Annotated in this window: 23 protein-coding genes; 8 read left to right on the forward strand and 15 right to left on the reverse strand. The window is 43.2% G+C overall.

What is annotated here, in order from left to right; all coding sequences use genetic code 11:
• Positions 1-261: 261 nt before the first annotated feature.
• The gene (locus F6K64_RS27715; RefSeq protein WP_287267042.1) at positions 262-549 is read right to left on the reverse strand and encodes a hypothetical protein; all 288 of its coding nucleotides are present in this window, start codon (positions 547-549) and stop codon (positions 262-264) included.
• 52 nt (positions 550-601) lie between these two features.
• Between F6K64_RS27715 and F6K64_RS27720 the strand changes: the two genes are divergently transcribed.
• The 4 genes from F6K64_RS27720 (at position 602) to F6K64_RS27735 (ending at position 3,900) form a co-directional block, all read left to right on the forward strand.
• Positions 602-1,885: an RNA polymerase sigma factor gene (locus tag F6K64_RS27720; protein ID WP_287267044.1), complete on the forward strand. Its 1,284-nt coding sequence runs from the start codon at positions 602-604 to the stop codon at positions 1,883-1,885.
• Positions 1,886-1,916: 31 nt separating this feature from the next.
• On the forward strand, positions 1,917-2,120 hold the full coding sequence (locus F6K64_RS27725; RefSeq protein ID WP_287267046.1) for a hypothetical protein: 204 nt from the start codon (positions 1,917-1,919) through the stop codon (positions 2,118-2,120).
• 467 nt (positions 2,121-2,587) lie between these two features.
• Entirely contained in the window at positions 2,588-3,025 is a 438-nt protein-coding gene (locus F6K64_RS27730; protein WP_287267049.1) for a hypothetical protein, read from the forward strand.
• Between the two features lie 134 nt (positions 3,026-3,159).
• Positions 3,160-3,900: a PLAT/LH2 domain-containing protein gene (locus tag F6K64_RS27735; RefSeq protein WP_287267051.1), complete on the forward strand. Its 741-nt coding sequence runs from the start codon at positions 3,160-3,162 to the stop codon at positions 3,898-3,900.
• Positions 3,901-4,283: 383 nt separating this feature from the next.
• Here the strand turns inward: F6K64_RS27735 and F6K64_RS27740 are convergent, their stop codons facing one another.
• The 3 genes from F6K64_RS27740 to F6K64_RS27750 all read right to left on the reverse strand — a co-directional run bounded on the left by F6K64_RS27740 (position 4,284) and on the right by F6K64_RS27750 (position 5,427).
• Complete coding sequence (locus F6K64_RS27740) at positions 4,284-4,595, reverse strand: aspartyl protease (RefSeq protein ID WP_287267053.1); 312 nt, start codon at positions 4,593-4,595, stop codon at positions 4,284-4,286.
• A gap of 50 nt (positions 4,596-4,645) precedes the next feature.
• Complete coding sequence (locus F6K64_RS27745; protein WP_287267055.1) at positions 4,646-4,963, reverse strand: hypothetical protein; 318 nt, start codon at positions 4,961-4,963, stop codon at positions 4,646-4,648.
• 281 nt (positions 4,964-5,244) lie between these two features.
• A complete protein-coding gene (locus tag F6K64_RS27750; RefSeq protein ID WP_287267057.1) occupies positions 5,245-5,427 on the reverse strand; it encodes a hypothetical protein in 183 nt (60 codons plus the stop codon).
• 472 nt (positions 5,428-5,899) lie between these two features.
• Here F6K64_RS27750 and F6K64_RS27755 point away from each other — a divergent pair, with 472 nt between their 5' ends.
• Together F6K64_RS27755 and F6K64_RS27760 are read left to right on the forward strand one after the other, a co-directional pair.
• On the forward strand, positions 5,900-6,595 hold the full coding sequence (locus F6K64_RS27755; RefSeq protein ID WP_287267059.1) for a class I SAM-dependent methyltransferase: 696 nt from the start codon (positions 5,900-5,902) through the stop codon (positions 6,593-6,595).
• Positions 6,585-6,950, forward strand: a complete 366-nt coding sequence (locus F6K64_RS27760; RefSeq protein WP_287257187.1) for a Lin0512 family protein — start codon at positions 6,585-6,587, stop codon at positions 6,948-6,950. The genes F6K64_RS27755 and F6K64_RS27760 overlap by 11 nt, the downstream gene beginning before the upstream one ends.
• Positions 6,951-7,086: 136 nt before the next feature.
• Here the strand turns inward: F6K64_RS27760 and F6K64_RS27765 are convergent, their stop codons facing one another.
• Positions 7,087-8,595, reverse strand: a complete 1,509-nt coding sequence (locus F6K64_RS27765; protein WP_287267061.1) for an arginase family protein — start codon at positions 8,593-8,595, stop codon at positions 7,087-7,089.
• A gap of 409 nt (positions 8,596-9,004) precedes the next feature.
• Here F6K64_RS27765 and dhaK point away from each other — a divergent pair, with 409 nt between their 5' ends.
• Both dhaK and dhaL read left to right on the forward strand, forming a co-directional pair.
• The gene (gene dhaK, locus F6K64_RS27770; protein ID WP_287248861.1) at positions 9,005-10,078 is read left to right on the forward strand and encodes a dihydroxyacetone kinase subunit DhaK; all 1,074 of its coding nucleotides are present in this window, start codon (positions 9,005-9,007) and stop codon (positions 10,076-10,078) included.
• A gap of 121 nt (positions 10,079-10,199) precedes the next feature.
• Entirely contained in the window at positions 10,200-10,826 is a 627-nt protein-coding gene (gene dhaL / locus F6K64_RS27775) for a dihydroxyacetone kinase subunit DhaL (protein ID WP_287267063.1), read from the forward strand.
• On the opposite strand, the gene F6K64_RS27780 is transcribed toward dhaL, so the two are convergent.
• The 10 genes from F6K64_RS27780 to F6K64_RS27825 all read right to left on the reverse strand — a co-directional run bounded on the left by F6K64_RS27780 (position 10,809) and on the right by F6K64_RS27825 (position 22,861).
• Positions 10,809-10,946 carry a hypothetical protein gene (locus tag F6K64_RS27780; protein ID WP_287248856.1) on the reverse strand — a complete coding sequence of 46 codons (138 nt, stop codon included), beginning with the start codon at positions 10,944-10,946 and terminating at the stop codon, positions 10,809-10,811. The two genes, dhaL and F6K64_RS27780, sit on opposite strands and share 18 nt — an antisense overlap.
• Positions 10,947-11,181: 235 nt before the next feature.
• The gene (locus F6K64_RS27785; RefSeq protein ID WP_008179017.1) at positions 11,182-11,364 is read right to left on the reverse strand and encodes a hypothetical protein; all 183 of its coding nucleotides are present in this window, start codon (positions 11,362-11,364) and stop codon (positions 11,182-11,184) included.
• A gap of 311 nt (positions 11,365-11,675) precedes the next feature.
• Positions 11,676-14,024, reverse strand: a complete 2,349-nt coding sequence (locus F6K64_RS27790; RefSeq protein WP_287267065.1) for a beta propeller repeat protein — start codon at positions 14,022-14,024, stop codon at positions 11,676-11,678.
• Positions 14,025-14,179: 155 nt separating this feature from the next.
• The gene (locus tag F6K64_RS27795; RefSeq protein ID WP_008179019.1) at positions 14,180-14,968 is read right to left on the reverse strand and encodes an FkbM family methyltransferase; all 789 of its coding nucleotides are present in this window, start codon (positions 14,966-14,968) and stop codon (positions 14,180-14,182) included.
• A gap of 243 nt (positions 14,969-15,211) precedes the next feature.
• The gene (locus F6K64_RS27800; protein WP_008179020.1) at positions 15,212-16,225 is read right to left on the reverse strand and encodes a glycosyltransferase family 2 protein; all 1,014 of its coding nucleotides are present in this window, start codon (positions 16,223-16,225) and stop codon (positions 15,212-15,214) included.
• A 153-nt stretch (positions 16,226-16,378) separates the two neighbouring features.
• Positions 16,379-17,392, reverse strand: a complete 1,014-nt coding sequence (locus tag F6K64_RS27805) for a glycosyltransferase family 2 protein (protein WP_008179022.1) — start codon at positions 17,390-17,392, stop codon at positions 16,379-16,381.
• A gap of 573 nt (positions 17,393-17,965) precedes the next feature.
• A complete protein-coding gene (locus F6K64_RS27810; RefSeq protein WP_202799154.1) occupies positions 17,966-18,226 on the reverse strand; it encodes a hypothetical protein in 261 nt (86 codons plus the stop codon).
• 60 nt (positions 18,227-18,286) lie between these two features.
• Positions 18,287-19,312: a glycosyltransferase family 2 protein gene (locus F6K64_RS27815; protein ID WP_008179026.1), complete on the reverse strand. Its 1,026-nt coding sequence runs from the start codon at positions 19,310-19,312 to the stop codon at positions 18,287-18,289.
• Between the two features lie 35 nt (positions 19,313-19,347).
• Positions 19,348-20,373, reverse strand: a complete 1,026-nt coding sequence (locus tag F6K64_RS27820) for a glycosyltransferase family 2 protein (RefSeq protein WP_008179028.1) — start codon at positions 20,371-20,373, stop codon at positions 19,348-19,350.
• Positions 20,374-20,521: 148 nt separating this feature from the next.
• Positions 20,522-22,861, reverse strand: coding sequence for a lipopolysaccharide biosynthesis protein (locus tag F6K64_RS27825; protein ID WP_008179030.1), 2,340 nt, complete (start codon positions 22,859-22,861; stop codon positions 20,522-20,524).

A 22,861-nucleotide genomic window follows, 5' to 3' on the forward strand; every position in this document is an offset into this window, starting at 1 on the left:
CACCAGTTCTTCCTTGGACAACTGGTTATACTGAACTGTGTCTGGGGTTAGTGAGAAGCTACACATTCTTCTGATGATTCTCCAGCTCCATCCCGGACTTTGTCAAGCCCCTACCTGAATCCTTACAATTATTAAATTCGCCACGGGTCGCACCTAAAAGTTGACTACAACAGCGTTTCAGCTTTTATAAATGTCAAGCCTTGGCAGTTTCAAAATCAAACATAAAAATATTTCTGGTCACAAAATGAATCCGAAATCGTTCTAGAAATAGACATAACCAAAACGGAAGAAGAAAAGGATAGCGTCAAACCAGATTGTCCTGAACAAAGGTTCTTTACCTAAAGGATAGTCTGAAAACGGGCGTTGCTGATTCTTCGGATCAATAGGAGTAGAGTGGGCATCCTGCCCGCCCGAAAATATTGGTAACAGCCAAGATGCCTGTTCCAGGTTGCTGAATCTTGACATGAATAGGAGTAGAGTGGGCATCCTGCCCGCCCGAAAATATTGGTAACAGCCAAGATGCCCATGCCACCTCACTCTTAAAATCATTCCATTATTAAGCAACGCCAAAATTTACTACAAGTTGATCAATTATGATGTGATGTCAAATATTAAATTAGAAGCTACTTCTACTGCATTGAGCCAATCCCATCACTTTTCAGAGAAAGAGTTTTGGCAGCAATGGCAGCAATATCGAGACTATCTCTATCATCGCTGTCTCAGTTGGATGGGTGGGAACCCTACCGATGCTGAAGATGCCCTGAGTCGGGCGATGCTCAAGGCATGGGAAAAGGTGCAAAAATTTGCGGGGAAAATCGCTAATTTTAAGGCTTGGCTCACAAAGCTGACTCATCATCTCTGCGTGGATATTCATCGAGAACATCGCCGCAGCGCCAACCACGTTGAGAATATAGAAGGGATTCCAGAAGAAAAAGGATTGGTTTCCTGTGACGATACCCCAGAAAGAGCTTTGGAAACAGACGAGAAAAAGATTGCCATCCGCCGTGCCATTGATAATTTACCTGCTCGGCTGCACCAGACCTTTATCTTGCATTTTTATCAGCAACTCTCTTATCGAGAGATAGCCCAACAGCAAAATATTTCCTACCAGAATGTCTGTAAGCGCATCTCCCAGGCGCGAGCCATTCTGCGAGAGGAGTTGAGGGAATATTTTATCGGCGAGGATGAGACTGATAAGGATTTATCGGTTACACCAACTTTAGCAGCAACAGAGTCAGGAATTGGGGAAATGTCCCAGCCGAATGGGGAAGTAGAACCGATTGTGGGCGAGACGGTGACATCATCTGTTGCCGTGGCAGAAGTGGAGAGTGTTGTTAGTGAGGAAGTGCAGGAGGAAGTGCGATCGCTGAAAGCGGGGCTTTGCCCATCGCTGCAGTATTCAGAGTCGGTTCCTGTTCCAGCTACTTCTGAGGAGAAGTTAGAGGTAAATAAAGATAGTTGTCAGTGCGTTGAGGCGGCGGTGTGTGAAAGGCAGCCTGCAGCGATTTTGGCTTTGGCTCAATTTGATCAAGAAACTGGAAGTTGGGGAAATTCCCCATACTGCTCGGTTCAGAGGGAGCAGACAGGAAAAAAACATACTTGCCACGCTTGCCACACTTGCCACACTTCCGACACTCCCCAGACTCCCCACACTTTACATAGTTATAATATTTTTTCTTACCAAACTTACCACACTCCCCACACTTCCTTATCGGAGCAGTATTGGGGGAATTCCTGTCCGGCAGTGCAGAAGAGGCAAGAAGAGTCAGAGCTGGGGAATGGAAGGGGAGAATTTCTGCGACCTTCTCGGTCTCCTCCTTCTGTTGGGAAACTGGAATATATAGCGGTTTTCAATGAAGTGAGGTACAAATTTTGGTTCTTCTAGAGCCTAAATTTTGGCGTTGCTGAATCTTTCCATGAATAGGAGTAGAGTGGGCATTCTGCCCGCCCGAAAAGATCAAGAACGGGCATCTTGGTGGCACCGGCATCTTGGTGGCACCGGCATCTTGGTGGCACCGGCATCTTGGTGGTACCGGCATCTTGGTGGTACCGGCATCTTGCCCGTTACAATCTTCGGGCGGGCAGGATACCCACCATACTCCTATTCATTCCTTAATTGAGCAACACCTGCTCAAGTATTGTTGATGTGCAATGAAGCTGGGGATCGCCCTCAAAAATGGACAAAGAAATGCGATCATTTCATAGGGGATATCGAGTTATAGTGCTACGCGCAATGGCATTGGCAATAGGCAAGAGGCAAAAGTCTACTACAAAAGCTTTTGAGCTTTTATCAATGTCCTAACTTTAATGGGTAGTGCTATATCAAAAAATCTTCTATCTCCAAAAATTCAGAAATTGCCTTTGAGAATCGTCGTTATTACAGAATCAGACAATTGAGGAAAATTCAGCTTAAAGCCTGGAATCCATGATTGTTAGGTCTGTGGATGATGTCCACCCCTTGATTCTTGAGTAGTCCATCCAAGGCTATGGAAAATGCTGACTCTGACGAATGTGCAGAGAATACCCCACCACTTCCGATGCCAACCGATGTATTTGCTTGCTAAGTTTGTTGAAATTAAGGAAAACTATGAACATCAAACGTATCTTCGGCACTCTTGTCGCCTTTGTTTTCACTGTTGCTGTCGTTTTTGGCCTACAAGTCGGTTCTGCTAGTGCAGCTCCCGATGCTTCCTTGAGCGAACTTAGCCAAGGTGGTACCTTAATCGCTGATTGTCCTTGTGAAACTTTTAAATACAATAAAATCTACCACTTGCCCAAAGCCGTTAAGACCATGACCATTACCGATACTCCTGAACGAGAAATCACGATAGTAGTCCAAAACGATAGCTCCGAGTACAGTGGGGATTTGCGGTTGAGCTACCTTCAAAATATCAAAAATTTCCACTTCGATGCCAATGATAGGAAGCCACAAGATGACGACTTCAATCCCAAAAACAGTGAAATGACGGTGAATAATACTAGCGTCAGTTCTAAATCTGAAATGTCATTCTACTTCTTAAAATGATAGGAGTTTGACCTAAAACCTCACAAACGTGGCAATGCACTCCGTGACAATGCACTCTAACTGAGGTAGAAAAGAAGTAGGGGAATTGGGACCCTACTTCTTTCCATAAATAAAGGTTTTTCTCGGAGGTTGAAATGTCCGGTCCCCAAGTAACACTAACCAGAATCCAGGAATACAGTTTACCGAGTTCCGGTAATAATTCCCTTTCTATTGAAAATACTACGGAAACCCAGAACGTCATCACCATTGCCAACGAAAGCCCGGATAACTCTCAAAAGTTACCCGCTAACATGGTGGTAATGTGGGGACAAAAAGCCCTTCCTGTGGAAATTACCTACGGTAACAGTCCGTGGCAAAAGACCATCGAGCCAAACAACTCAGTCATTACAATTAACAACTTAACTCCCAGCATTACTGTTACCGTTGCGCTCAGTTACGTTGGTCAAGAGGGAGATCCTCAAAAGTCGATCATCCTTAATTGGTTCGATGGTCAACTTATTGTTGCTCCAGAAACTCTAATTACTCAGGTCAAGACGACGATCCATACAGGAGATAAGCAATACGCGGGTACGGATGCCAACGTTTATTTTCGGGTTGCTAAGGGTGATTGGTGGTTGCTGGATAAGCCTTGCTACAATGACTTTGAGCGGGGCGATACAGATACTTACGGACCTTTTAAGGTCAGCAATCTAAAAGCAACGGAACTCTCGAGGGTTCCCATTGAGCTTAAGCACGATGGTAAGTATGTTGGGCCGGATTGGTACGTGAATTGGTTGAATCTGGAAGCGGAGATCCCCAACAAGGGCTGGTATACTTACAAAGAATGGCATCCAGGATGGTTGGATGCCAAGAATCGTTATAGAAGGCTGCAATAGTCGAGTCAAGGTGCCTTGGGTTTGATCAAAAAGATTGAGGCTCTTCCGGACTTATATCATGTCCGGTTGAATACTTATACTAGGCGCGAAAGCAAGGCAGAGGGAATCCCCCCTAACCCCCCTTATTAAGGGAGCTATGCAGAAGTAAAGGAGTAAGGTTTCAAGGGTAATGGTGTTTTATAACTAATTATCAGAACATGATATTACTATGCTAAACGGTTAGTGCGATCGCCTGATATTGTAGGTTGGTCTCTTGGCAATGAAACCCAACATTATCTCTCCCTTCTGTTAGCTTAAGAGAGTTAGATTTCACAAAATTCAACCCAACCTACGGTTACTGCTATAAAGTGCGTTCGCGTAGCGGCTCAATGCTCGCGCATCGCTTATCCTAGGGTTAAAACTCCCATAGGAAAATCCACAACTAAACGCTTTGTTCTTAACCACAAAACACCTAAAAGACTATTTACCAGTTCATTCCCTCCTAACACCTCCACCGTAAACTCCTCTTCCTCAATAACCACCTTTCCCTCATATAAATTAAACTGTGCTTCTCCCCTTGCCGTTTGCATATCTCTTGTATAGTTATAATTTATCCACCCTAAACTATCAGCATCTTGACTATCAATAGCTAACCAACCTGTAAACCCTGTATCTAACAGTGCCATAACGGGAAAAACCTCCCCATCAGCAGACATCAAGCCAATTTAAAAAAATAACTCCCCGAACCTATTAAATTCACCTTGGATCATATTGTTCCACAAGTTCCAGTTTCATTAATTTGCATAATAATACACTTTTTACCTGGATGTTTAGAACGGGATTTTGCCAGTGCTACATTTTTATCTTGATCAATAAAATACTCCCCACTATCAGGTTCAATAATAATAAACCAATCATAATGCTCTTGAATCAATTCTGGTTGTACTCGCTCAAAGACCTCTCGACAACGCTTATAAAATACTGCGTCTTCTGCTTTAATTCTGGCTTTTTCTTCAGGAGACAGTCGTTTTTCGGGAAAAAGCCGTCCTCGCCTTACAGTGTGATGGGAAGATGATGGTGTCATTTGAGTTATACAAAACGCTGTAGATAGGTTTATAATAACGAAGATATCCCCCCTCAGGTTATTTCGCCCTCTCCTACTAAGAAAGGGATAAGGAGTGGCTTGTTCAAAATCTTATATAAGGCCCTATAAACTAGCCAATTATTCGACCATAGATGATCAGCTTTCTGAATAGCTTCAGCCGCTCCCTGATTTTCACCCCTGTCAAACAAACACCGGGCATAATAACACCAGCCATTAGGATTATTTGCGTACTCCTCAGTTACTTTCCATCATTCTATTAATCAGCAATGCCTTCCCTTAGTAGAAGGTGCGATCGCTTTTAGCGGAAGCTTCGCTTCATCGCGCAAGGCAACAGGCAACAGGCAACAGGCAACAGGCAACAGGCAACAGGCAATAGGCAATAGGCAACAGGCAACAGGCAACAGGCAACAGGCAACAGGCAACAGGCAACAGGCAACAGGCAAAAAAAAAGAGAGTCGTTTTACTGACTCTCTCGATCATCAGGGTGCATCTTATATTTCAAATATACCTGAGAAAATGAGGGGTGTCACCCCTCACTGCTAAAATCAGCCAAATGGCTTAGCTTGGAATTTGGTACTGCTATAGCAGAAGTCAGAAGTTAGAAGTCCTTTGTCAGAAGTAAAACTCTTGCGCTTACTTAGGTTTGAGACTTTTGTCATGTCCTAACTCCCCTGTCAGCCATGCAAAGCGCGAGTGGGGGAAACCACGGCAGTTGCTCATGGGGGGAACCCCCAAGACCGCGCTGCATCGCTGGCGACTGCTATAACCTGATCTCTGTCACAAGAGAGGGATTTAGATTGGAATAGTTATAGCGCTACGCGCAAGGCAAGAGGCAAAAGGCAAGAGGCAAAAGTTAACTAAAACAGCTTAATCGGTAGTGCTATAAAATTAGGAAGCATTACCAACCCCAGATCTATGTTCGAGGAACAACCCCAAGCACTACAGCAAAAGGTCAAACTCTTGGCATTGGAATCAATCCGCCAAGATAATCCATCTCAATGGTTTGAGGTTTTATATGCGGAAGCTAATGGGGATTCAGGGCAAATACCTTGGGCGCGTTTAACACCCCATCCTTATCTACAGGATTGGTTAGCGCGTAATACAGCCCAAGGGTCGGGTCGCTCTGCCCTAGTGGTTGGTTGTGGGTTGGGGGATGATGCTGAAGCCTTGGCGCAGCAGGGTTTCCAAGTCACTGCCTTTGATATTTCCCCGACTGCGATCGCATGGTGCCAAAAACGATTTCCCGATTCCCAGGTCAAGTACCAAGTTGCGGATTTATTTGCATTAGATCCAGCATGGCATCAGAAATTTGATTTTGTCTTCGAATGTCGTAATATCCAAGCCTTACCGCTCAAGGTACGGTCAACTGTTATGAATGCGATCGCATTCTTACTCGCCCCAGGAGGAACCCTGTTACTTATCACTCGGTTTCGCGATACCGACACTGAACCGGATGGTCCTCCTTGGCCGTTGTCCGATACAGAACTAGCTTACTTTCAGGAATTGGGCTTACAAGAAATCGGTCGTGATACTGTCCCAGAATCAGAGGATGACCCAATTCAAAGGTTACGCATTGAATATAATCGCGAATATACTCGCCATGGTTCGTAAACGCTTAATTATTGAAATGGGAATGGGAGTAGACCAACACGGTCAAGACCCAACCGTAGCAGCAGCACGAGCTGTACGGAACGCTATTGCTCACAATGCCTTACCTGGTGTTTGGGAAGTAGCTGGTTTAGAGCATCCCAATCAAATGATAGTTGAAGTTCAAGTCGCCGTGCCTTACCCAGAGCAAGTCCGGGAAAATGAAGTACTGGCTGTACTCCCTTTCGGTCAGAAAACTCTATCCCTTGAGTCCGGTGGAATGGTGGTTCAAGGCAGGGCGATTCCAGAACTTAATGATAAAAATGATGAGATGCTGATTGCTGTTGCAGCCGTTACTGTTTTGGTGGATAGTGATTAGGTAAGCTATCAGCTATCAGCTATCAGCTATCAGCTATCAGCGATTAGCGCTACGCGCACGCTACTTGAGGTGCTATCAGCTATCAGCTTTTGAATAAAAGAGGAATACAAAATTTAATCATCGTTGAACAATAGTCTTATGCTTTCGGTGTTACTTCTACGCGATTGGCAATGGCATCCACTACGGTTTCAAAAATGCCCAGGGAGTTTTCCACCATGGTGTTGAGGGTATCGAGCAGGGGATTAATTTCACAGATTTCCCAACAACACACCCGTGGATCTTTAACCAAAGTTTCGTTGAGCAGACAGGCTTCCTTGACAAAAATCCCATTTGGAGCTGGGGTTCCCGTTCCCATACAAATTGTGGAGTCCATACTGTCCACGTCAAAAGTAACGTAAATCAGATCCACCCCCTCTAGCTTCTCTAAACACCGTTGGGCAACCACATCCGCACCCAAGGTACGAACTTGCTCAGTGGTCATGTTTAAGATCTGGTGTGTTTCTATCAAGTGGTCTTCAGCCTCTTCCGTATCTCGTACCGCAACATACACCAGATCCTCAATGCTCAAATTCGCGCTATCTGCCAGCCCCAATCTTTGGCACAGGTTCCACAGTTCTAAGGTGTCTGAGTCAAGATCATTGATTTGCTTGGCCAGATTATCAGTAGCAGTCGCCATCGCCAAAGGCATCCCATGCATATTGCCTGATGGAGTTGTATACGGAGAGTGAATATCAGCATGGGCATCAATCCAAACCACTCCCAAGCGATGATTCGGAAAGGCTTTTTTGATTCCGGCGATTGTGCCTGCTGCCGTTGAATGATCCCCACCGAGTACCACTGGAAACAGCCCCTCCTGTAGGGTTTGGGCGACTACATCGGTAGTTCGGCTCAGCACCTGATATAGCTTCTCAATATACTTGGCGTACTGATGTTTGTGTCCCAGAGCATCTGCCCAATTTTCCGTTTGTACTTGTAAACTATCCAGACTCAAAACACCATTTTCGGCATGCATTCGTGCCGCCTGTTTTTGGATAGCAGCTTCTCTCAAAGCAGCAGTTCCCATGGATTGACCGCGCGTTCCTGCTCCTAATTCAGAATCAACTTCAATCAGGGCAATGGAGGAAAACTTTGCGACTTTCTGGTACTGAAGCAAAATCTTTTTAAAACTGCGTAAGCCTGCGATGGAAATCTTCAGACCCGATTCATAAGTCTGAGTGGCAATAAACTCTTCAAAATCAATTTCACCATCTCCATCTAGATCAGCTTTTCTCACTAAGGCAGCAATTTCTGAATCAGTTACGGTAGTGTTTAAGCACTGGATAATCTGGGTGAACTCCTCAATCGATAATTTGCCACTACCATCAACATCAATCAGTTCAAACACCTGTCGCAGATCAGCCCTAATATCGAGATCTTGGCGGTTTACCATCCACTCCATAAAGGCATCCCGTGTCACAACATCATCTTTGTTGAGCAGATTGAAAAGATTGGTTCGGTCCTGAAGGGAAATGCCTTGTCCCAAAACCTCTAGAGCATCGATGATTTCCTGACGAGTGATAAATCCATCACCATTGGCATCAAACAACTGGAATACCTGGTCAAATTCTGCATATCGTTGAGATGACACTGCTTTGGTTATGGTCATAGTTGAATTTCCTTATCTGTTACCTATTTGGGAAAATTGGGATCGGGATTATACTACCATTTGGATTGAACCATGGCATAATTGGTTAAAGGTTGTATGAACAGGGCATGGCTGAACTAGCGATATAGTTTTTTTGCGATCGCACTCCTGAAATATAGTGCTATAGCGCAGCGCTATATTTCCAAGCCAAAAAAAATTGCGGTTTCAACAAAAGGGCGTTGAATCATTAAGCAATGCCTATTTATCTTGTTGTGGAAGTAAGAATAAGCAAAGCTTTAGACTTGTGACAAATAGAAGATCGGGCAACGGATGAGTAACGGATGTAACGGATGGCAGTATTGGTAGAAGGGGAAGTTGGGGCAATTACCCATGACCCATGACCCATGACCCATTACCACTGATATCAATCATGAAAAAATTAATCAACCATCCCGATAATGTTGTCAGAGAAAGCCTAGAAGGGATGGCTTTAGCCCATCCTGACCTGCTCAAAATTAATCTTGACCCCCCCTTGATCTACCGCGCTGATGCTCCCATATCAAACAAAGTAGCGATTATTTCCGGTGGCGGTAGTGGTCATGAACCCTTGCACGGGGGCTTTGTGGGTGCCGGAATGTTAGATGCCGCCTGTCCCGGTGAAGTGTTTACCTCTCCCACCCCCGACCAAATGCTAGAAGCTGCCAAAATAGTCAACAGTGGTGCAGGGGTTCTTAATATTGTCAAAAACTATAGCGGTGACGTCATGAATTTTGAGTTAGCTGCCGAATTAGCTATCTCAGAAGGCATCCGAGTCCTCAATATCCTAATTGATGATGATGTAGCGGTTAAAGATAGCCTCTATACTCAAGGCAGGCGGGGGGTAGGGACAACATTATTAGCCGAGAAAATCTGTGGCGCTGCTGCTGCTGCCGGTTATGACCTCAAACAACTGGCTAATCTCTGTCGCCAGGTTAATAGTAATGGACGCAGCATGGGTATGGCCTTGACATCCTGCACTCCTCCTGCTAAAGGGAGTGCCATGTTTGACTTGGGGGAAGCAGAAATAGAATTTGGGATTGGCATTCACGGGGAACCGGGAAGACAACGAATGTCCCTCAAATCAGCGGATGAGATGACTGAAATGCTAGCGCTATCGATTATTGAAGATTCTGCCTATAGCCGCACAGTGCGAGAGTGGGATGAAGATAAAGCAGAATGGACAGAGTTGGAAATAACTGACCCGCCTTTTCAGAAAAGCGATCGCATTCTGGCATTCGTAAATAGCATGGGTGGTACTCCCTTGTCGGAACTGTACATTGTGTATCGCAAATTAGCCCAAATCTGTGAACAAAAGGGACTGGAAATCGTGCGTAGTCTGATTGGTCCTTATATTACGTCTCTAGAAATGCAAGGCTGCTCGATTACCCTACTCAAAATGAACGATGAGCTAATTAAATTCTGGGATGCACCAGTCAAGACACCAGCCCTGCGTTGGGGACTATGATTGGTATCATATCGGGGAGCATTGGTATGGTACAGCTTAGCTAATTGCTAATTGCTCATTGCTAATTACTAATTGCTAATTGCTACCTTGACGCCCTGAGCCCCTGAGCAACTCTGCCACTATGGTAACTAAACATCAAATTATACAGTGGTTACAAGCAGTAGCTACTGTACTAGAACAAAACAAGGACTATCTAACCGAACTTGATGCTGCTATTGGTGATGCTGACCACGGTATCAATATGAATCGTGGCTTTCAAAAGGTGATCACTCAGCTTCCTAAAGTGGCAGATAAAGACATTGGCAGTATTCTCAAAACCGTCAGCATGACTCTAATTTCCACTGTGGGAGGTGCCAGTGGACCACTTTATGGCACCCTGTTCTTGCGCTCAAGTGCAGCAGTAGCAGGAAAGCAAGAACTGACAGAAGAGGATATGGTAAAACTATTCCAAGCAGCAGTGGAGGGAGTCGTCCAGCGAGGCAAAGCCAACTTGGGAGATAAGACCATGTTAGATGCTCTATCACCCGCAGCCAATGCCTTCGCACAAGCTGTAGATAAAGGAGACAGTATGCTAGAAGCCTTGCAACAGGCTGTCAAGGCAGCAGAACAAGGGATGAAAAATACTATTCCCTTGGTGGCCAAGAAGGGACGAGCCAGTTATTTAGGGGAGCGCAGTGTGGGACATCAAGACCCTGGTGCTACCTCAGCCTATTTGATTCTCCAGACACTGCTAGAAACTATTGGGTAATAGAGCAGTTTTCAATTGGGTGAGGTACAAATTCTTGGGTTTTAGGGAGTAGGGAGTAGGGAGTAGGGAGTAGGGAGTAGGGAGTAGGGAGTAGGGGTAAGAAAATTGACTGTACCTCATAAGTAGCATAAACGCTATAGTTAACGTTTAACTTTAGTAACTTATTAATAACTTAAGCGATCGCATCTTATTGAAGGTCAACCGTCACCCATCAACCGTCACCCATCAACCTTCAACCTTCAACCTTCAACCTTGAACCCTAAACCTTCAACCTTGAACCCTAAACCTTCAACCTTCAACCTTCAACCCTAAACCCTCAACCTTCAACCTTCAACTCTCCCTCAACCGTCAGCCCTCAACCAAATTTGATAATCATAGCTTGCACCAGCTGAATAATTTCAAAGGTGACGAAGACGCTGAGAATAATTGTCACTAATTTATTCAGTATCGGTATGTTGCCATACCCAAACCAAGAGGCAACAAACTTGATTAACACCATACAAATGGCGCTAATGATTAAAAATTGCAGGAGTGCCATAGTTTGATTCCCTGATTAACACGAAACAAGTCAGTAATCTAGTGTATTCCCTATTCAATAAGGAGTACCCTAATTACAAGGAAAATTTTAGAAAAATCTTAAACAATCAATCAAAATTAACCGCTAAGCATTCAGCTATCAGCTATCAGCTATCAGCTAAAGGCATGTGGTCACGCTACGGGAACAGTTTATGCCCATAGTGCACGTTACTTGAAAAATAAGCTGACGGCACCTCAAGTAGCGTGAGCTTTTAGCTCACGGCTGACGGCACCTCAAGCAGCGTGCGCGTAGCGCATATGCTTACATTGACCCTATTGTGATCCGTAGTATATTCCCCTACCATTGGTACCAATAAAGACAAGTCCGAACTCCTGCTTACTCGCCTCCATCACACCAGGTCTATTGCCAATTGGTCGGGAGCGATCGCCCATCCGTGTCCATGTGCGTCCCATGTCAAGAGACTGGAATATTCCTGGTTCTTCGGCACGGCTTTTGGCTGAGCTTCCTGAAGTCCCTGTAGCTTCTTGATTCCTAACCCCATTCTCAAGATTGGGAACATTTCCATCAATATTTCCATAAATATACAGTGCTGGAGTGTCACTCCCCTGGGGTGCTTTACCAAAAGCAAATAGGTGAGCTCTGGTGACTGAAGGCAGCTTAAGGAATGACTTACCGCCATCGGTAGAGCGATAGAAACCCTTGCGGTCTAGACTCAGCCAAATTTCGCCCTTAACCCCTGGCACCGTTTTCAGGGAATGCCAACCTTCATTCCGCAGTGAATCATTCACAACTTGAAAGGATGAGCCACCATCATTGGAACGATAGACTTTGCCTTTGGCATAGTAATAAAACCTGTTGCCATCTACAGGGTCTGCCGCTAAAGATTGAGACCAATTCCATGGACCACCGGGACCATTGGGTAATCCTGACACCTTTTGCCAGGTCACCCCTCCATCCTTAGTGCGCAACGGCTGACCTTGACTAACTGTCACAACAAATAAATTGGGGTTAGTAGCAGACATAGCCACCCGCATCGGCATAGTATTGTCTGGGAATGAGGCAAACTCTTGCCATGTCAGACCACCATCAGTGGAAGTCGCGCCAGTATAGGTTGAATTCCAGCGGTAACCACCAACCCGAACCATCTGTAAGGGTTTAGTTTCACAGTAAGCAATACTATAGGTATCCTGGAATGACTTACCAGGTTCCCCCAGACCAAGTCGTTGAGAGGGGTAAGTATCTAATCCTTGGTTATGGTAGAAACCATCCACATCCGCCACCCCACTTACCAGTATGGGACCACGGGGTGGTGAAACCAGAGTGAACGGAACAACTTCCTCGTGTCCGGCGGCATAGTTAGTCCAAACAACGGGATTAGCATTAAGATCATCTGTCCGCCATACACCATACCAATCCGTAAACCACACTCTTCCCGGTACTTTCGGGTCAAATTCCATCCCTGCCATATGATTGGCAAAAAATTTCTTCGGCCACCAGGGAATAGTGTTGTTAGCAGAAGACTGCTGCTGTTTCCAGGTAGCGCCGCCATCCAACGAACGGTAGAATTTAGTTTTTTGTGTGCGGTTTAGGGCAACTATGATATCCTCACGATTAGCAGGATTCACACTGACCGGACCAAAAATCCGATTAGATCCCCCTGGTTTCATGGTTTTCCAGACACCATTGGCATACTTGTGGACTCCAGGATTACTGGTACTGGTAACGTAGAGGATTTTATTGTTTCCCACAGCCATGCGATTGACTGTTTTTGGGCTACCAGCTACCTGAGTCCAGCTGACCCCAGAGTCAGTAGATTTGTAGATGCCATCTCCATAGGGCGAAGCATACACTAAGCCCGGTACCTGTGTATCAAAGACAATCGCTGTAATACCAATTTTGTTATCTGGTTTACCTGCAAAAGAAGTCACGTTTTCCCAGGTTGCACCAGCATCCGATGATTTCCAAAGTCCATCTTCTCTAGAGCCGAACAGGATAATATTGGAATTGAACGGATCAACAGCTAGTCTCTCTCCTAGCCATTTTTTCTTGTGGTTAGCCCCCATCTTGAGCTCTAGGTTCAACTTTGTCCAAGTTTGTCCTTTATCGGTAGATTTAAATAGTGCTCCTGGTTCAGCCCAGGGATATTTTCCAGCTGCAATATAGACAATAGTGGGATCATTGGGATCAACAGCCAGTGCTTCTCCTCCATAGTAGTTTCTCTGAGAGAAGGGAAAGTGTTCTGTCAGGGGAATCCAACGTTGTTTCGCCTCATCCCAACGATAGAAGCCACCCACATCAGTCCGAATATAAACTAAGTCTTTCTCCAGTGGATGGAGGTAAACACCAGTGACATAACCACCACCTCCGATCGCTACATTAGTTGTGCCGAGGCGGATGTTGTTCTGGTATTTCCGAGAGCTAACTACCTCAGCCTGTCCTGAATTTACCTTAACGATATCAGTGACTAATACAATTGACCCCAGCATCATCAAACTAGTCAGGATCATCAGTCCTAGAGTAACCCTTTGCCTAAACCAAGGGTTTGGTTGGGTAATAGCTCGAATCCGGTGATTGGGAATCCACTTAGCAAGGGTTAGCCCAATCGCAAAAATAAATAAGCCTAAAAGCACCCTGAGTGCGATCGCAAGCAAGTCAATCATCAAAAAAATAGATCAGCAACTTGGACAAGACTTACCCAGTAACTCTACTAATAGAGTACGTTAATAACTCACCCTACTATTTATATCGATTTATAGGGTTTGTTGCCCAGTTTTTTCTAAGTCTTACAGAATGCTGCTGTGTCTTCTAGCTACCGCTAAGGCGTAGCCAAGAAATTCCAAGCAGAGTCTTCTTCACAGATTATCGTAAATTCAGGCTCACTGAGGGGAGCTAACCCCTTTAGCCAACTGTTAAGTTTAAAAATATTCAAACCACACTGGTTGACTAGCAAATCATACATCATACCTGGCGTTATTTTATAATCAACCATGCCACTATGACCAAATTCAAAGACTAGGTAAGGCTTGTGGGTTTTTAAGGTTCGGATAGCACCTTTGAAAACCTGAAACTCTGCTCCTTCTACATCTACCTTAATGAAATTAACCTTGAAGTCAGGTTGAAGGATGTCATCAAGTTTTTGAGTTTTGATAGCAATAGATTCTGTTTGAGCATTGTTATAACCCCAATAGCTGTAGTCTCTTTGTTTTAGACCACTGAGTGCTGGGGCATCAACAACATGCCAGAACGTGGTTTCTCCCTCTAAATCACTCAAGGCAATTTGCCTAACATCAACCTTTGGGAACCGTTTTTGCAGCCTAGTAGCCAGCCGGGGGAGCGGCTCGAAAGCATAGTGATGACCGAGGGGAGCCAGTTGGCATATTTTTGTCAACACACTCCCCATGTTGCTACCCACATCGATACAGTTTGAGGATTTGTCTAAAATCCGCTTCATAATCTGATAGACATAGGTGTCATCTTGCCTGCTGGTCAGGATCTTTTGGCTAGGAGGCTTGATCAAATCAACAATACTTCTTGCCACAGGCTCAAACGGTGTGCCAATCAATAACTCTTTCAGATTAGTTTTTATGGTTAAAGGTAGATTCATTTTTTAGCTGCGTATAAACCTCAGCTTTTATTTTATCGCAGAAAATAATGAGGGTTGAGGAGTTTTATATACAAATTTTTATAAAAGCTTTACAAAGTGTTTGTAAAGCACCATATCATACTAAATCCTGTTCACACAGTGGCTTAGGCGTGCAAAACCTCAAACCCTCTCCCCATGTCCCTATCACCCCATCTCCCCATCAGTAAGAAAAGCTACTTTCACAACCGGACTTAGTATCAAATACTAAGCTTGCTCCTGATAAATTCGGCGCTTTTGTGAAGCTCCTGTCGTTTTTAAAGCCACAGCTTCCATTTGCTGGTAAATAGTTTTAGGTAAAAGTCGGAGCAAATAAGCAGCAGCCCCCGTCAACAGAGTACGAAGCGGTTCCTCTAGCAAAATACGCCAGTAAGTCGCTAAAGCCTTATTAAACAATTCTGTTGCCATCAAGCCTTCGTTGATGCTGAGGGCACGTCGAGCACCAAACCGTAAATAATAGGCGCGGGCTGGGTTTTCACATTCAGCAATTACCTCTGGAGCATAGGCACGTGTTTTATCAATCACCTTTTCTAGAGAGTTTATATGCTTGAGTATACTAGCTGAATGCCCTTGTGAATGAATACGATATAAAGTTAGCGCCTCTGGCAAACCTTCCATCTGCCAATCAGTTTTAATCGCCATGCGCAGCCAACATTCCACGTCTTCGATATTGTGTAATTCAGTATCAAAATAAGCCTCCTCCGTAGCTTGATCGTTTCGGTATCGAATTGCTTCAAACACTTCTCGCCGAATCACTGGTGTTGAACCATTCCCAATCGGATTACGACACATGATATAATCTGTAGTTATATCTTTAGTTTTGGCTATTTGATAGATTCCTAACGGACTTCCTGTTTCATCAATGAACGCAGAATAGCTAAAACTGACTCCTACATGGGGTGATGTTTCTAGATGTAAAACATGCTTTTCTAGCTTTTCTGGAACCCATAGATCATCTCCATCTAAGAAAGCGATATACTCTCCTTGAGCATGGCGAATACCAGTATTTCTAGCGGCTGAGACTCCTTGATTATCCTGACGAATAATTTTAATTCTCGGATCGTTAATTTGTTGACATATTTGGATACTGTTGTCAGGAGAGCCATCATCAATGAGTAGCAACTCAAAATTTTTATAGGTTTGGGCGAGCACAGATTCTACTGTGGCTGCTATATATTTTTCAACCTTATAGACTGGAATAATTACCGATACTTTTTTCATAGTAGACTCAAACCTTGAAATTAGTTAATCATGCTAGAAAAGCACAAAGTAAATAAAGATACGATTCCAAACTAGGTAAACCCTTATAGAATAATATTACTCTATAAGGTTTTTTAATTTTGAATTTTGAATTTTGAATTCCGCCCAGCGGTACTAGTTTTGGACAAGAGGCTGTTTTTTAACATTTTTGAGCAGCTTAGAGACAAGCAATTCAATTTGAGCATATAAAGACTTCGGTAATAACCAAAGCATATAAGCGGCTATTAAGGTTAAGATTGTTCGCTGTGGCTGTTCTAGTAGGATAAGCCAGTGATTGGATAATGAGCGATGTATAAATGTCACAGCATCTGAACCTACTTTAAGACGAACCGCACTCCTAGCCAAGTACCGCAATTGGTAAGCCCTAGAAATGTTTTCCCATCGGCTGGTCACTTTGGGAGCATAGGAACGGGTCTTTTCAATCATTTGTTCCAAGGACTCGAACTGTTTGAAGAGATTGGCTGACAACCCTTGTGTATTAATTCGATACAGGGTTAGTGCTTCAGGTATTCCCTCAATTTTCCAGTCAGTTTGAATAGCGATGCGAAGCCAACATTCAATATCTTCAGCACGACGGAAGTTTTCATCAAAGTAATAATCTTCTGTAGGGCCGTAAAGATTATCCTGATACTTAATTTTGTCAAAGACTTCGCGACGAACTACAGCAGCCGAACCGTTCCCGATCGGACTCTCTCGAAACAAATCAGATATAGTAATATTAGTGAGCTTAGGCATTAGATAGGCACCCATAAAATTTCCAGCTTCATCAATCAAAGCAGAACGGCAAAAACTAACCCCTACCTCTGGAAATTTTTCTAAGTGTTCAATATGTCTTTCCAGTTTCTGAGGCAACCACAAGTCGTCTCCATCTAAAAAGGCTAAATAATCTCCTTTGGCATGGCGAATTCCTGTATTTCGCGCTCCAGCAAGTCCCCGATTAGTTTGGTGAATAATCTTAAGTCGATGATCCGAGAATTCTTGACAAATTTTTATACTACTGTCTGGGGATTCATCGTCAATAATGAGCAGTTCAAAGTTTTGATAATTCTGGTTGATAACCGACTGTACTGCGCTAGCAATATACTTTTCAACTCCGTATACTGGGATAATTATCGAAACAGTTTTCATAGGCTAAAATTTATGAGGTTGTGATCGGTTAGCTATAAGTATTATCTGGTCTAGCTTTAGGTACTTAATTTACCAAAATTATCAACCCGATTTTTATTAAACTTGGACGAACTAATCAGGGATTGAGTTCTCAATAATTCAAACTATGCTTCTTTTGTCTATGTATAGTTTTGTCTATGTATAGTTGATAAGTCACTGTAAGCTTAAACCTCAAGCTGGCAAGTACTTTGGGGCGCTGGTCGCCCCCCAGATAAATTTTATTAGTTTTTGTTTTATAGTTTTATAGTTATCAAGTTTTGTATAATAATTTTTGTTTAATTGTATAATATATTTTCCGGTAGCATTGGTAGTATATACGACAACTAGATAAGACAGTGAACGTCAAAAGTAGGCAATTAAGCAATATCATGATTTCAATCTGCCATCCCTGTAAGCTTATATAAAAGCGATAAAACCAGACTTTATAGAAGTATATCATAATCAAAAAATATAGCAAAAAAAAATGTCTAGCGATAGATATAATTTATCAAAACTAGACATAAATTTCACAATTAGTAGACATAAATTTTACAATTAGCTACAACTCACAAAATATCCAATTTCACTGTCTTGATGCCGTCGCGAATGGAGAGGGGCTGTGCTCACAGGGGTAGGTTTTTTACATTTGGGTGGGGAGTGGGGAGTCGGGAATCGGGAGTGGGGAGTGGCTGACAAGGGTAGGTTTTTTACTTTGGAGATAGGTAATAGGTAATAGGTAATAGGTAATAGGTAATAGGTAATGGGTAATGGGTAATGGGTAATGGGGAATGGATCATTGGCAGACCTATTACCCATTACCCCAAAACCAGCATGCATTGGTAGCAGGGTTTTAGCTATTTGCTAATAGATGACATTTCATGTACCTCTGATTGCTTGAGAAATCCGGCGCTTTTGTGAAGACCCTGTGGTTTTTAAAGCTACAGCTTCTATATGCTTGTAAAGATTCTGAGGTATAACCCAGAGCAAATAGGCTGCAGCCCCAGTTAACACAGTACGACGTGGTTCTTCCCAGAGCATCTGCCAGTAGGTACCCAGAGCTTGGTTGAAGAATTCGACAGCCATGGCACCATCTCTCAAGGTAACTGCCCTACGAGCTAGATACCTCAAATGGTAAGCACGGGCACGGTTTTCCCACTCAACCACCACCTCAGGAGCATAGGAACGAGTCTTCTCAATTACCTGTTCCCAAGACTTTTGTTTTTTGAACAAGTTAGCTGATATACCACCGGAATTTACTCGGTATAGAGTCAAAGAGTCAGCAATGCCTTCCAGGTGCCAATTGGTTTGGATAGCAATGCGAAACCAACAATCCAAATCCTGTGACCCTTGCAATCCTTCATCCCAATAAAAGTCTTTGGTCTTTCCGTTGATAGTCTCTTGGTACTTAATGGCTTCAAATACCTGCTTGCGGAACACAGCACAGGAGCCATTACTAATAGGATTACGGCAAATTATGTCACCGATGGTGATGTCCTTCAGCTTGGGAAGTTGATAGATTCCTAGGGGATTTCCTGCTTCATCGATAAACCCAGAACAGCTAAAGCTAATCCCCAAATTTGGATTGTTTTCCAAATGTTCAATATGTTTTTCTAGCTTTTGAGGCAACCATAGGTCATCGCCATCTAAAAATGCTATATACTCTCCCTGGGCTTGGCGGATGCCTTCATTCCTTGCTGCATTAGCTCCCTGATTTTCCTGACGAATAATTTTGATCCTCGGGTCTAGGAACTCCTGGCAAATCTCTACACTGTGGTCAGGAGAACCATCATCAATGAGCAAATATTCAAAATTTTGGTAAGTTTGATCCAAAACTGACTGTACTGTAGCAGCAATATACTTCTCAACGTTGTAGACTGGAGTAATGACAGAAACTTTTTTCATTTTATCACCGATATTATAGTGAATGACTAAGACAATTATTGTCCAAGTTGGTCTTGCAAAATCTGACGTCTTTGGATCATTCCCACTACTTTAACAGCCAGAACTTCGAGGTGGGAATATAGGGGCTTAGGCAACAGCCAAAGTAAATAGGCAGCAGCCAAAGTCCGAAGGGTACGGCTTGGTTCTTCCAAGAGAAGACGCCAGTAAGTTGCCAAAGCAGCGTTAATTAGTTTGACAGACATTGGTCCATCTTTAAGACGTACTGCACTACGAGCAAAGTTTCGCAATCGATAGGCCAGGGCTAAATTTCCCCACTTCTCAATCAATTCAGGAGCGTAGGAGCGAGTTTTTTCTAGTACTTGTTTCCAGGAATCTAACTGTTTGACTAAGTTCGCTGAAAGACTGGCTGAATTGACTCGATATAGGGTTAGTGCTTCAGGGATTCCCTCAATTTTCCAGTCTGTCTGAATCGCAATACGTAGCCAACATTCAATATCTTCAGCGCGGCGAAAGTTTTCATCAAAGTAAAAATCTTCTGTAGTGCCGTAAAGGTTATCTTGATACTTAAGGGCTTCAAAGACTTCCCGTCGAATTACGGGAGCTGAACCATTACCAATAGGACTAGACCGGAATAAATCTGATCGGGTAATGTCCTTTAACTTAGGCATTAGATAAGTGTTCAATAAATTTCCAGATTCATCAATCAATGCAGAACGGCTAAAACTAACCCCTACCTCTGGCAATTTTTCTAGGTGTTCAATATGTCTTTCCAGTTTGTGAGGCAACCATAAGTCATCCCCATCTAAAAACGCTAAATAATCTCCTTCGGCATGGCGAATTCCTGTATTGCGCGCTCCAGCAAGTCCCCGATTAGTTTGATGAATAATCTTAATTCGATGATCCGAGAATTCTTGACAAATTTTTATACTACTGTCTGGGGATTCATCGTCAATAATGAGCAGTTCAAAGTTGGTATAGGTCTGGTCGAGAACAGACTGCACCGCTGCTGCAATATACTTTTCAACTCCGTAGACGGGAATAATGACAGAAACATGTTTCATTGTTTGACCAGTGGTTTTAAATAGAACTAGTTTTAATTTTATTTATTTTTTTAAAGAAAATTTCTCAAAAAAAATAGATAAATACTTGAAACTGACAACTGACGACTAAAAATTACCTCCTGACCACTATCATCTTCCCAGGAACTGATCACAAATTTATGCCCAAGTGTACTAGACTATTTTGCATTTGTGATCTGGTAGCTAAGGTGGGACCCGCTACCAATTGCAGTTGGGGATAATACATAATAGATGAGTCTGACTTAATAATTTTCCATTGGCTTAAAACAGAGGAATAGACGGTTTGTGCAATCCGTAAATCTCGCTCTATAATTTCCAGAGTCAAGGCATCTTGGGACATTTTGCTAAGTTTTACTTCAAGCTGAGAAATCTGAAACTCTAGATCCCTGGCCTTGTCATCACTACCTTGTAGTTGTGGTTTAATATCATCCATTTCTAAGGGTAGATCATCTTGGAATAAGCTAGCTTGAGGCTGATGGTGAACAGGATTCATAATCTGAGGATTGGTAGAATGACTATGATCAGACTGAGTCGGTACTAGCTCAGCCAGCAATTCAATCTTTTTGCGCCGTAATTCAATCTTTTTCCGCCGTAGTGTTTCTATTGTCTCTAAGAGCTGGTTTAAGGGCAATCCTATGTTCGCCGTTTTTTCAGCTAGGCGTTGCTGTGCTTTTTCTAGATCGTTTTCGGCTGATTTTATATACACTGGGATAGTCTTTTCTTGTTGAGCAATTTCTTGCTTTCTGAGTTGTTCCAGTCTTTTGTTAAACGCCTGATTAATGGCGAAGGCTCTCCGTTGCGCTTCCTCAGGGGTGACTCCTGAAATTTCAAAAACCATCATTGTAGAGTTATCGATTAGTTGAATCGAAGGCTTATCTAAGCTATCTAGAGATATATTTAGCTGCTTTGCCGCTTCTTCTAAAACCGTCACACTTTCAGCTATCAACTTCAGCTGTTTTCTGGGATCATCGAAGCGATCGCTTAACCCAGCACTGCTATTACTATTATTACTGTTATTAAAGTCACAATCACCAAATTCAGAACCCTGAGTGTTAGGGAATGTCCCACTACTGGCTAATGATAAAGTCCATTGGCTGACATAAAACTGATCAGTATCAGTCTCATCTTGAGATTGGAGTACAGTATGAGATTGGAGTACAGTATGCTCTAAGGTTACAGGAGACGTTTGAGGTTTAGCAAAGACATACCTAGCAGACCAAACCACAAATAACGGAATTAAAAGGGCATGAACCAGTAAAACCGATACAGCGACCGTGATGATTCCCCATTTCACTGCTATCAGTAGACTACAGGAAAAGATGATAGTAAATAAGACATTCCAGAGCAAGCCAATTTGCGGTTTATCAATGGCTGCTAAAAGCTGAAATCCAGCAATATCAAAGGGTCTAGGAATTGCTGATAAGCAAACTAAAATGACGATGGGAACAACCATACTCCAGCCTTCCGTATGAATTTTTTCCCCAACCATAATGGGAATATAAAACGGAACTAGACTTGCTTGTAAAGCAACAAAACCAACAATCACTTTCCCAATCGTCTTCAGACTGCTAAAGTATGTTTGCTTAAATTTCGATAAGTTTGTCCGGACTTCACATAGGGCAGGGTATAAAGCAGTAGTAATGGATTGGACGATAGTCAAGCTAATTCCCAATCCAGCATTGTAAGCAAAGTAGTAAACACCTAATAGGTCAATTCCTATAAAGCGACCAATGATAAGATAGTCGAGAGTTTCCCTGAGAGTCTTTAAAAGTTCAATCCCCAGGAAATTGATTCCAAAGCGAAAAATCTTACCCCAGTATTTGGTTGTGAAAGAGCCAGTTCTCCGCCAGGGATGTTTGAACAGATAGGTAATGAATTCTATAGGGCTAGCTATTAGTATGGGAAGTATTATCGCCCACATTCCCAGATGAAGAACAGCAAAGACAGCGGTTAAAATATTGGCGGTGGCATATCTGAGAGCGCGAGCAGTAGCCGTTACCTGAATTCGATTATCCCTTTGAATTAGTGCTGACTGTACTGCTCCTAAGGGAGCAATCAAAAAGTTAAATGCTAATAGACAAATGGGTAAAATAAGTTGGTTATCCTTATAAAACCACGCAACTGGAAAAGCAGCAAGGCACTGCATAACGAATAGACTTGCAAAAAGTACCCAATTTAACCAATAAGCACTATTACAAATGTCTTCCAGCTCATCGGCTTCCGCCTGTATAATTCTAGCATGAACACCGATCCGCGTTATTGTTTGTGAATATTCATAGGTCGTCAGAACCAGTGCAGCTAATCCAAAGTCATGGGGAGTTAAGAAGCGTGGCAAAATAAACGTTGCAGCTAAACGGGAAACCCGAATAAATGCCTGTGCCACTCCCATCCAACCAAGATTGCGAGTAAAAGTGCTACGGTTACCTAGTTTTTGCTTAATGCGACTCCCGATTGTTTTGACAATTTTCAC

This window comes from Moorena sp. SIO3A2 (assembly GCF_010672265.1).
GTDB lineage: Bacteria > Cyanobacteriota > Cyanobacteriia > Cyanobacteriales > Coleofasciculaceae > Moorena > Moorena producens.

Coding starts and splice junctions, on each gene's coding strand:
- F6K64_RS27810 (WP_202799154.1), bottom strand. CDS start 18,226: ATGGGTAATAGGTCTGCCAATGATCCATTCCCCATTACCCATTACCCA.
- F6K64_RS27735 (WP_287267051.1), top strand. CDS start 3,160: ATGTCCGGTCCCCAAGTAACACTAACCAGAATCCAGGAATACAGTTTA.
- F6K64_RS27720 (WP_287267044.1), top strand. CDS start 602: ATGTCAAATATTAAATTAGAAGCTACTTCTACTGCATTGAGCCAATCC.
- F6K64_RS27805 (WP_008179022.1), bottom strand. CDS start 17,392: ATGAAAACTGTTTCGATAATTATCCCAGTATACGGAGTTGAAAAGTAT.
- F6K64_RS27715 (WP_287267042.1), bottom strand. CDS start 549: ATGATTTTAAGAGTGAGGTGGCATGGGCATCTTGGCTGTTACCAATAT.
- F6K64_RS27760 (WP_287257187.1), top strand. CDS start 6,585: ATGGTTCGTAAACGCTTAATTATTGAAATGGGAATGGGAGTAGACCAA.
- F6K64_RS27790 (WP_287267065.1), bottom strand. CDS start 14,024: ATGATTGACTTGCTTGCGATCGCACTCAGGGTGCTTTTAGGCTTATTT.
- dhaL (WP_287267063.1), top strand. CDS start 10,200: ATGGTAACTAAACATCAAATTATACAGTGGTTACAAGCAGTAGCTACT.
- F6K64_RS27765 (WP_287267061.1), bottom strand. CDS start 8,595: ATGACCATAACCAAAGCAGTGTCATCTCAACGATATGCAGAATTTGAC.
- F6K64_RS27745 (WP_287267055.1), bottom strand. CDS start 4,963: ATGACACCATCATCTTCCCATCACACTGTAAGGCGAGGACGGCTTTTT.
- dhaK (WP_287248861.1), top strand. CDS start 9,005: ATGAAAAAATTAATCAACCATCCCGATAATGTTGTCAGAGAAAGCCTA.
- F6K64_RS27755 (WP_287267059.1), top strand. CDS start 5,900: ATGTTCGAGGAACAACCCCAAGCACTACAGCAAAAGGTCAAACTCTTG.
- F6K64_RS27740 (WP_287267053.1), bottom strand. CDS start 4,595: ATGTCTGCTGATGGGGAGGTTTTTCCCGTTATGGCACTGTTAGATACA.
- F6K64_RS27785 (WP_008179017.1), bottom strand. CDS start 11,364: ATGGCACTCCTGCAATTTTTAATCATTAGCGCCATTTGTATGGTGTTA.
- F6K64_RS27815 (WP_008179026.1), bottom strand. CDS start 19,312: ATGAAAAAAGTTTCTGTCATTACTCCAGTCTACAACGTTGAGAAGTAT.
- F6K64_RS27725 (WP_287267046.1), top strand. CDS start 1,917: ATGAATAGGAGTAGAGTGGGCATTCTGCCCGCCCGAAAAGATCAAGAA.
- F6K64_RS27795 (WP_008179019.1), bottom strand. CDS start 14,968: ATGAATCTACCTTTAACCATAAAAACTAATCTGAAAGAGTTATTGATT.
- F6K64_RS27730 (WP_287267049.1), top strand. CDS start 2,588: ATGAACATCAAACGTATCTTCGGCACTCTTGTCGCCTTTGTTTTCACT.
- F6K64_RS27820 (WP_008179028.1), bottom strand. CDS start 20,373: ATGAAACATGTTTCTGTCATTATTCCCGTCTACGGAGTTGAAAAGTAT.
- F6K64_RS27800 (WP_008179020.1), bottom strand. CDS start 16,225: ATGAAAAAAGTATCGGTAATTATTCCAGTCTATAAGGTTGAAAAATAT.
- F6K64_RS27780 (WP_287248856.1), bottom strand. CDS start 10,946: ATGAGGTACAGTCAATTTTCTTACCCCTACTCCCTACTCCCTACTCCC.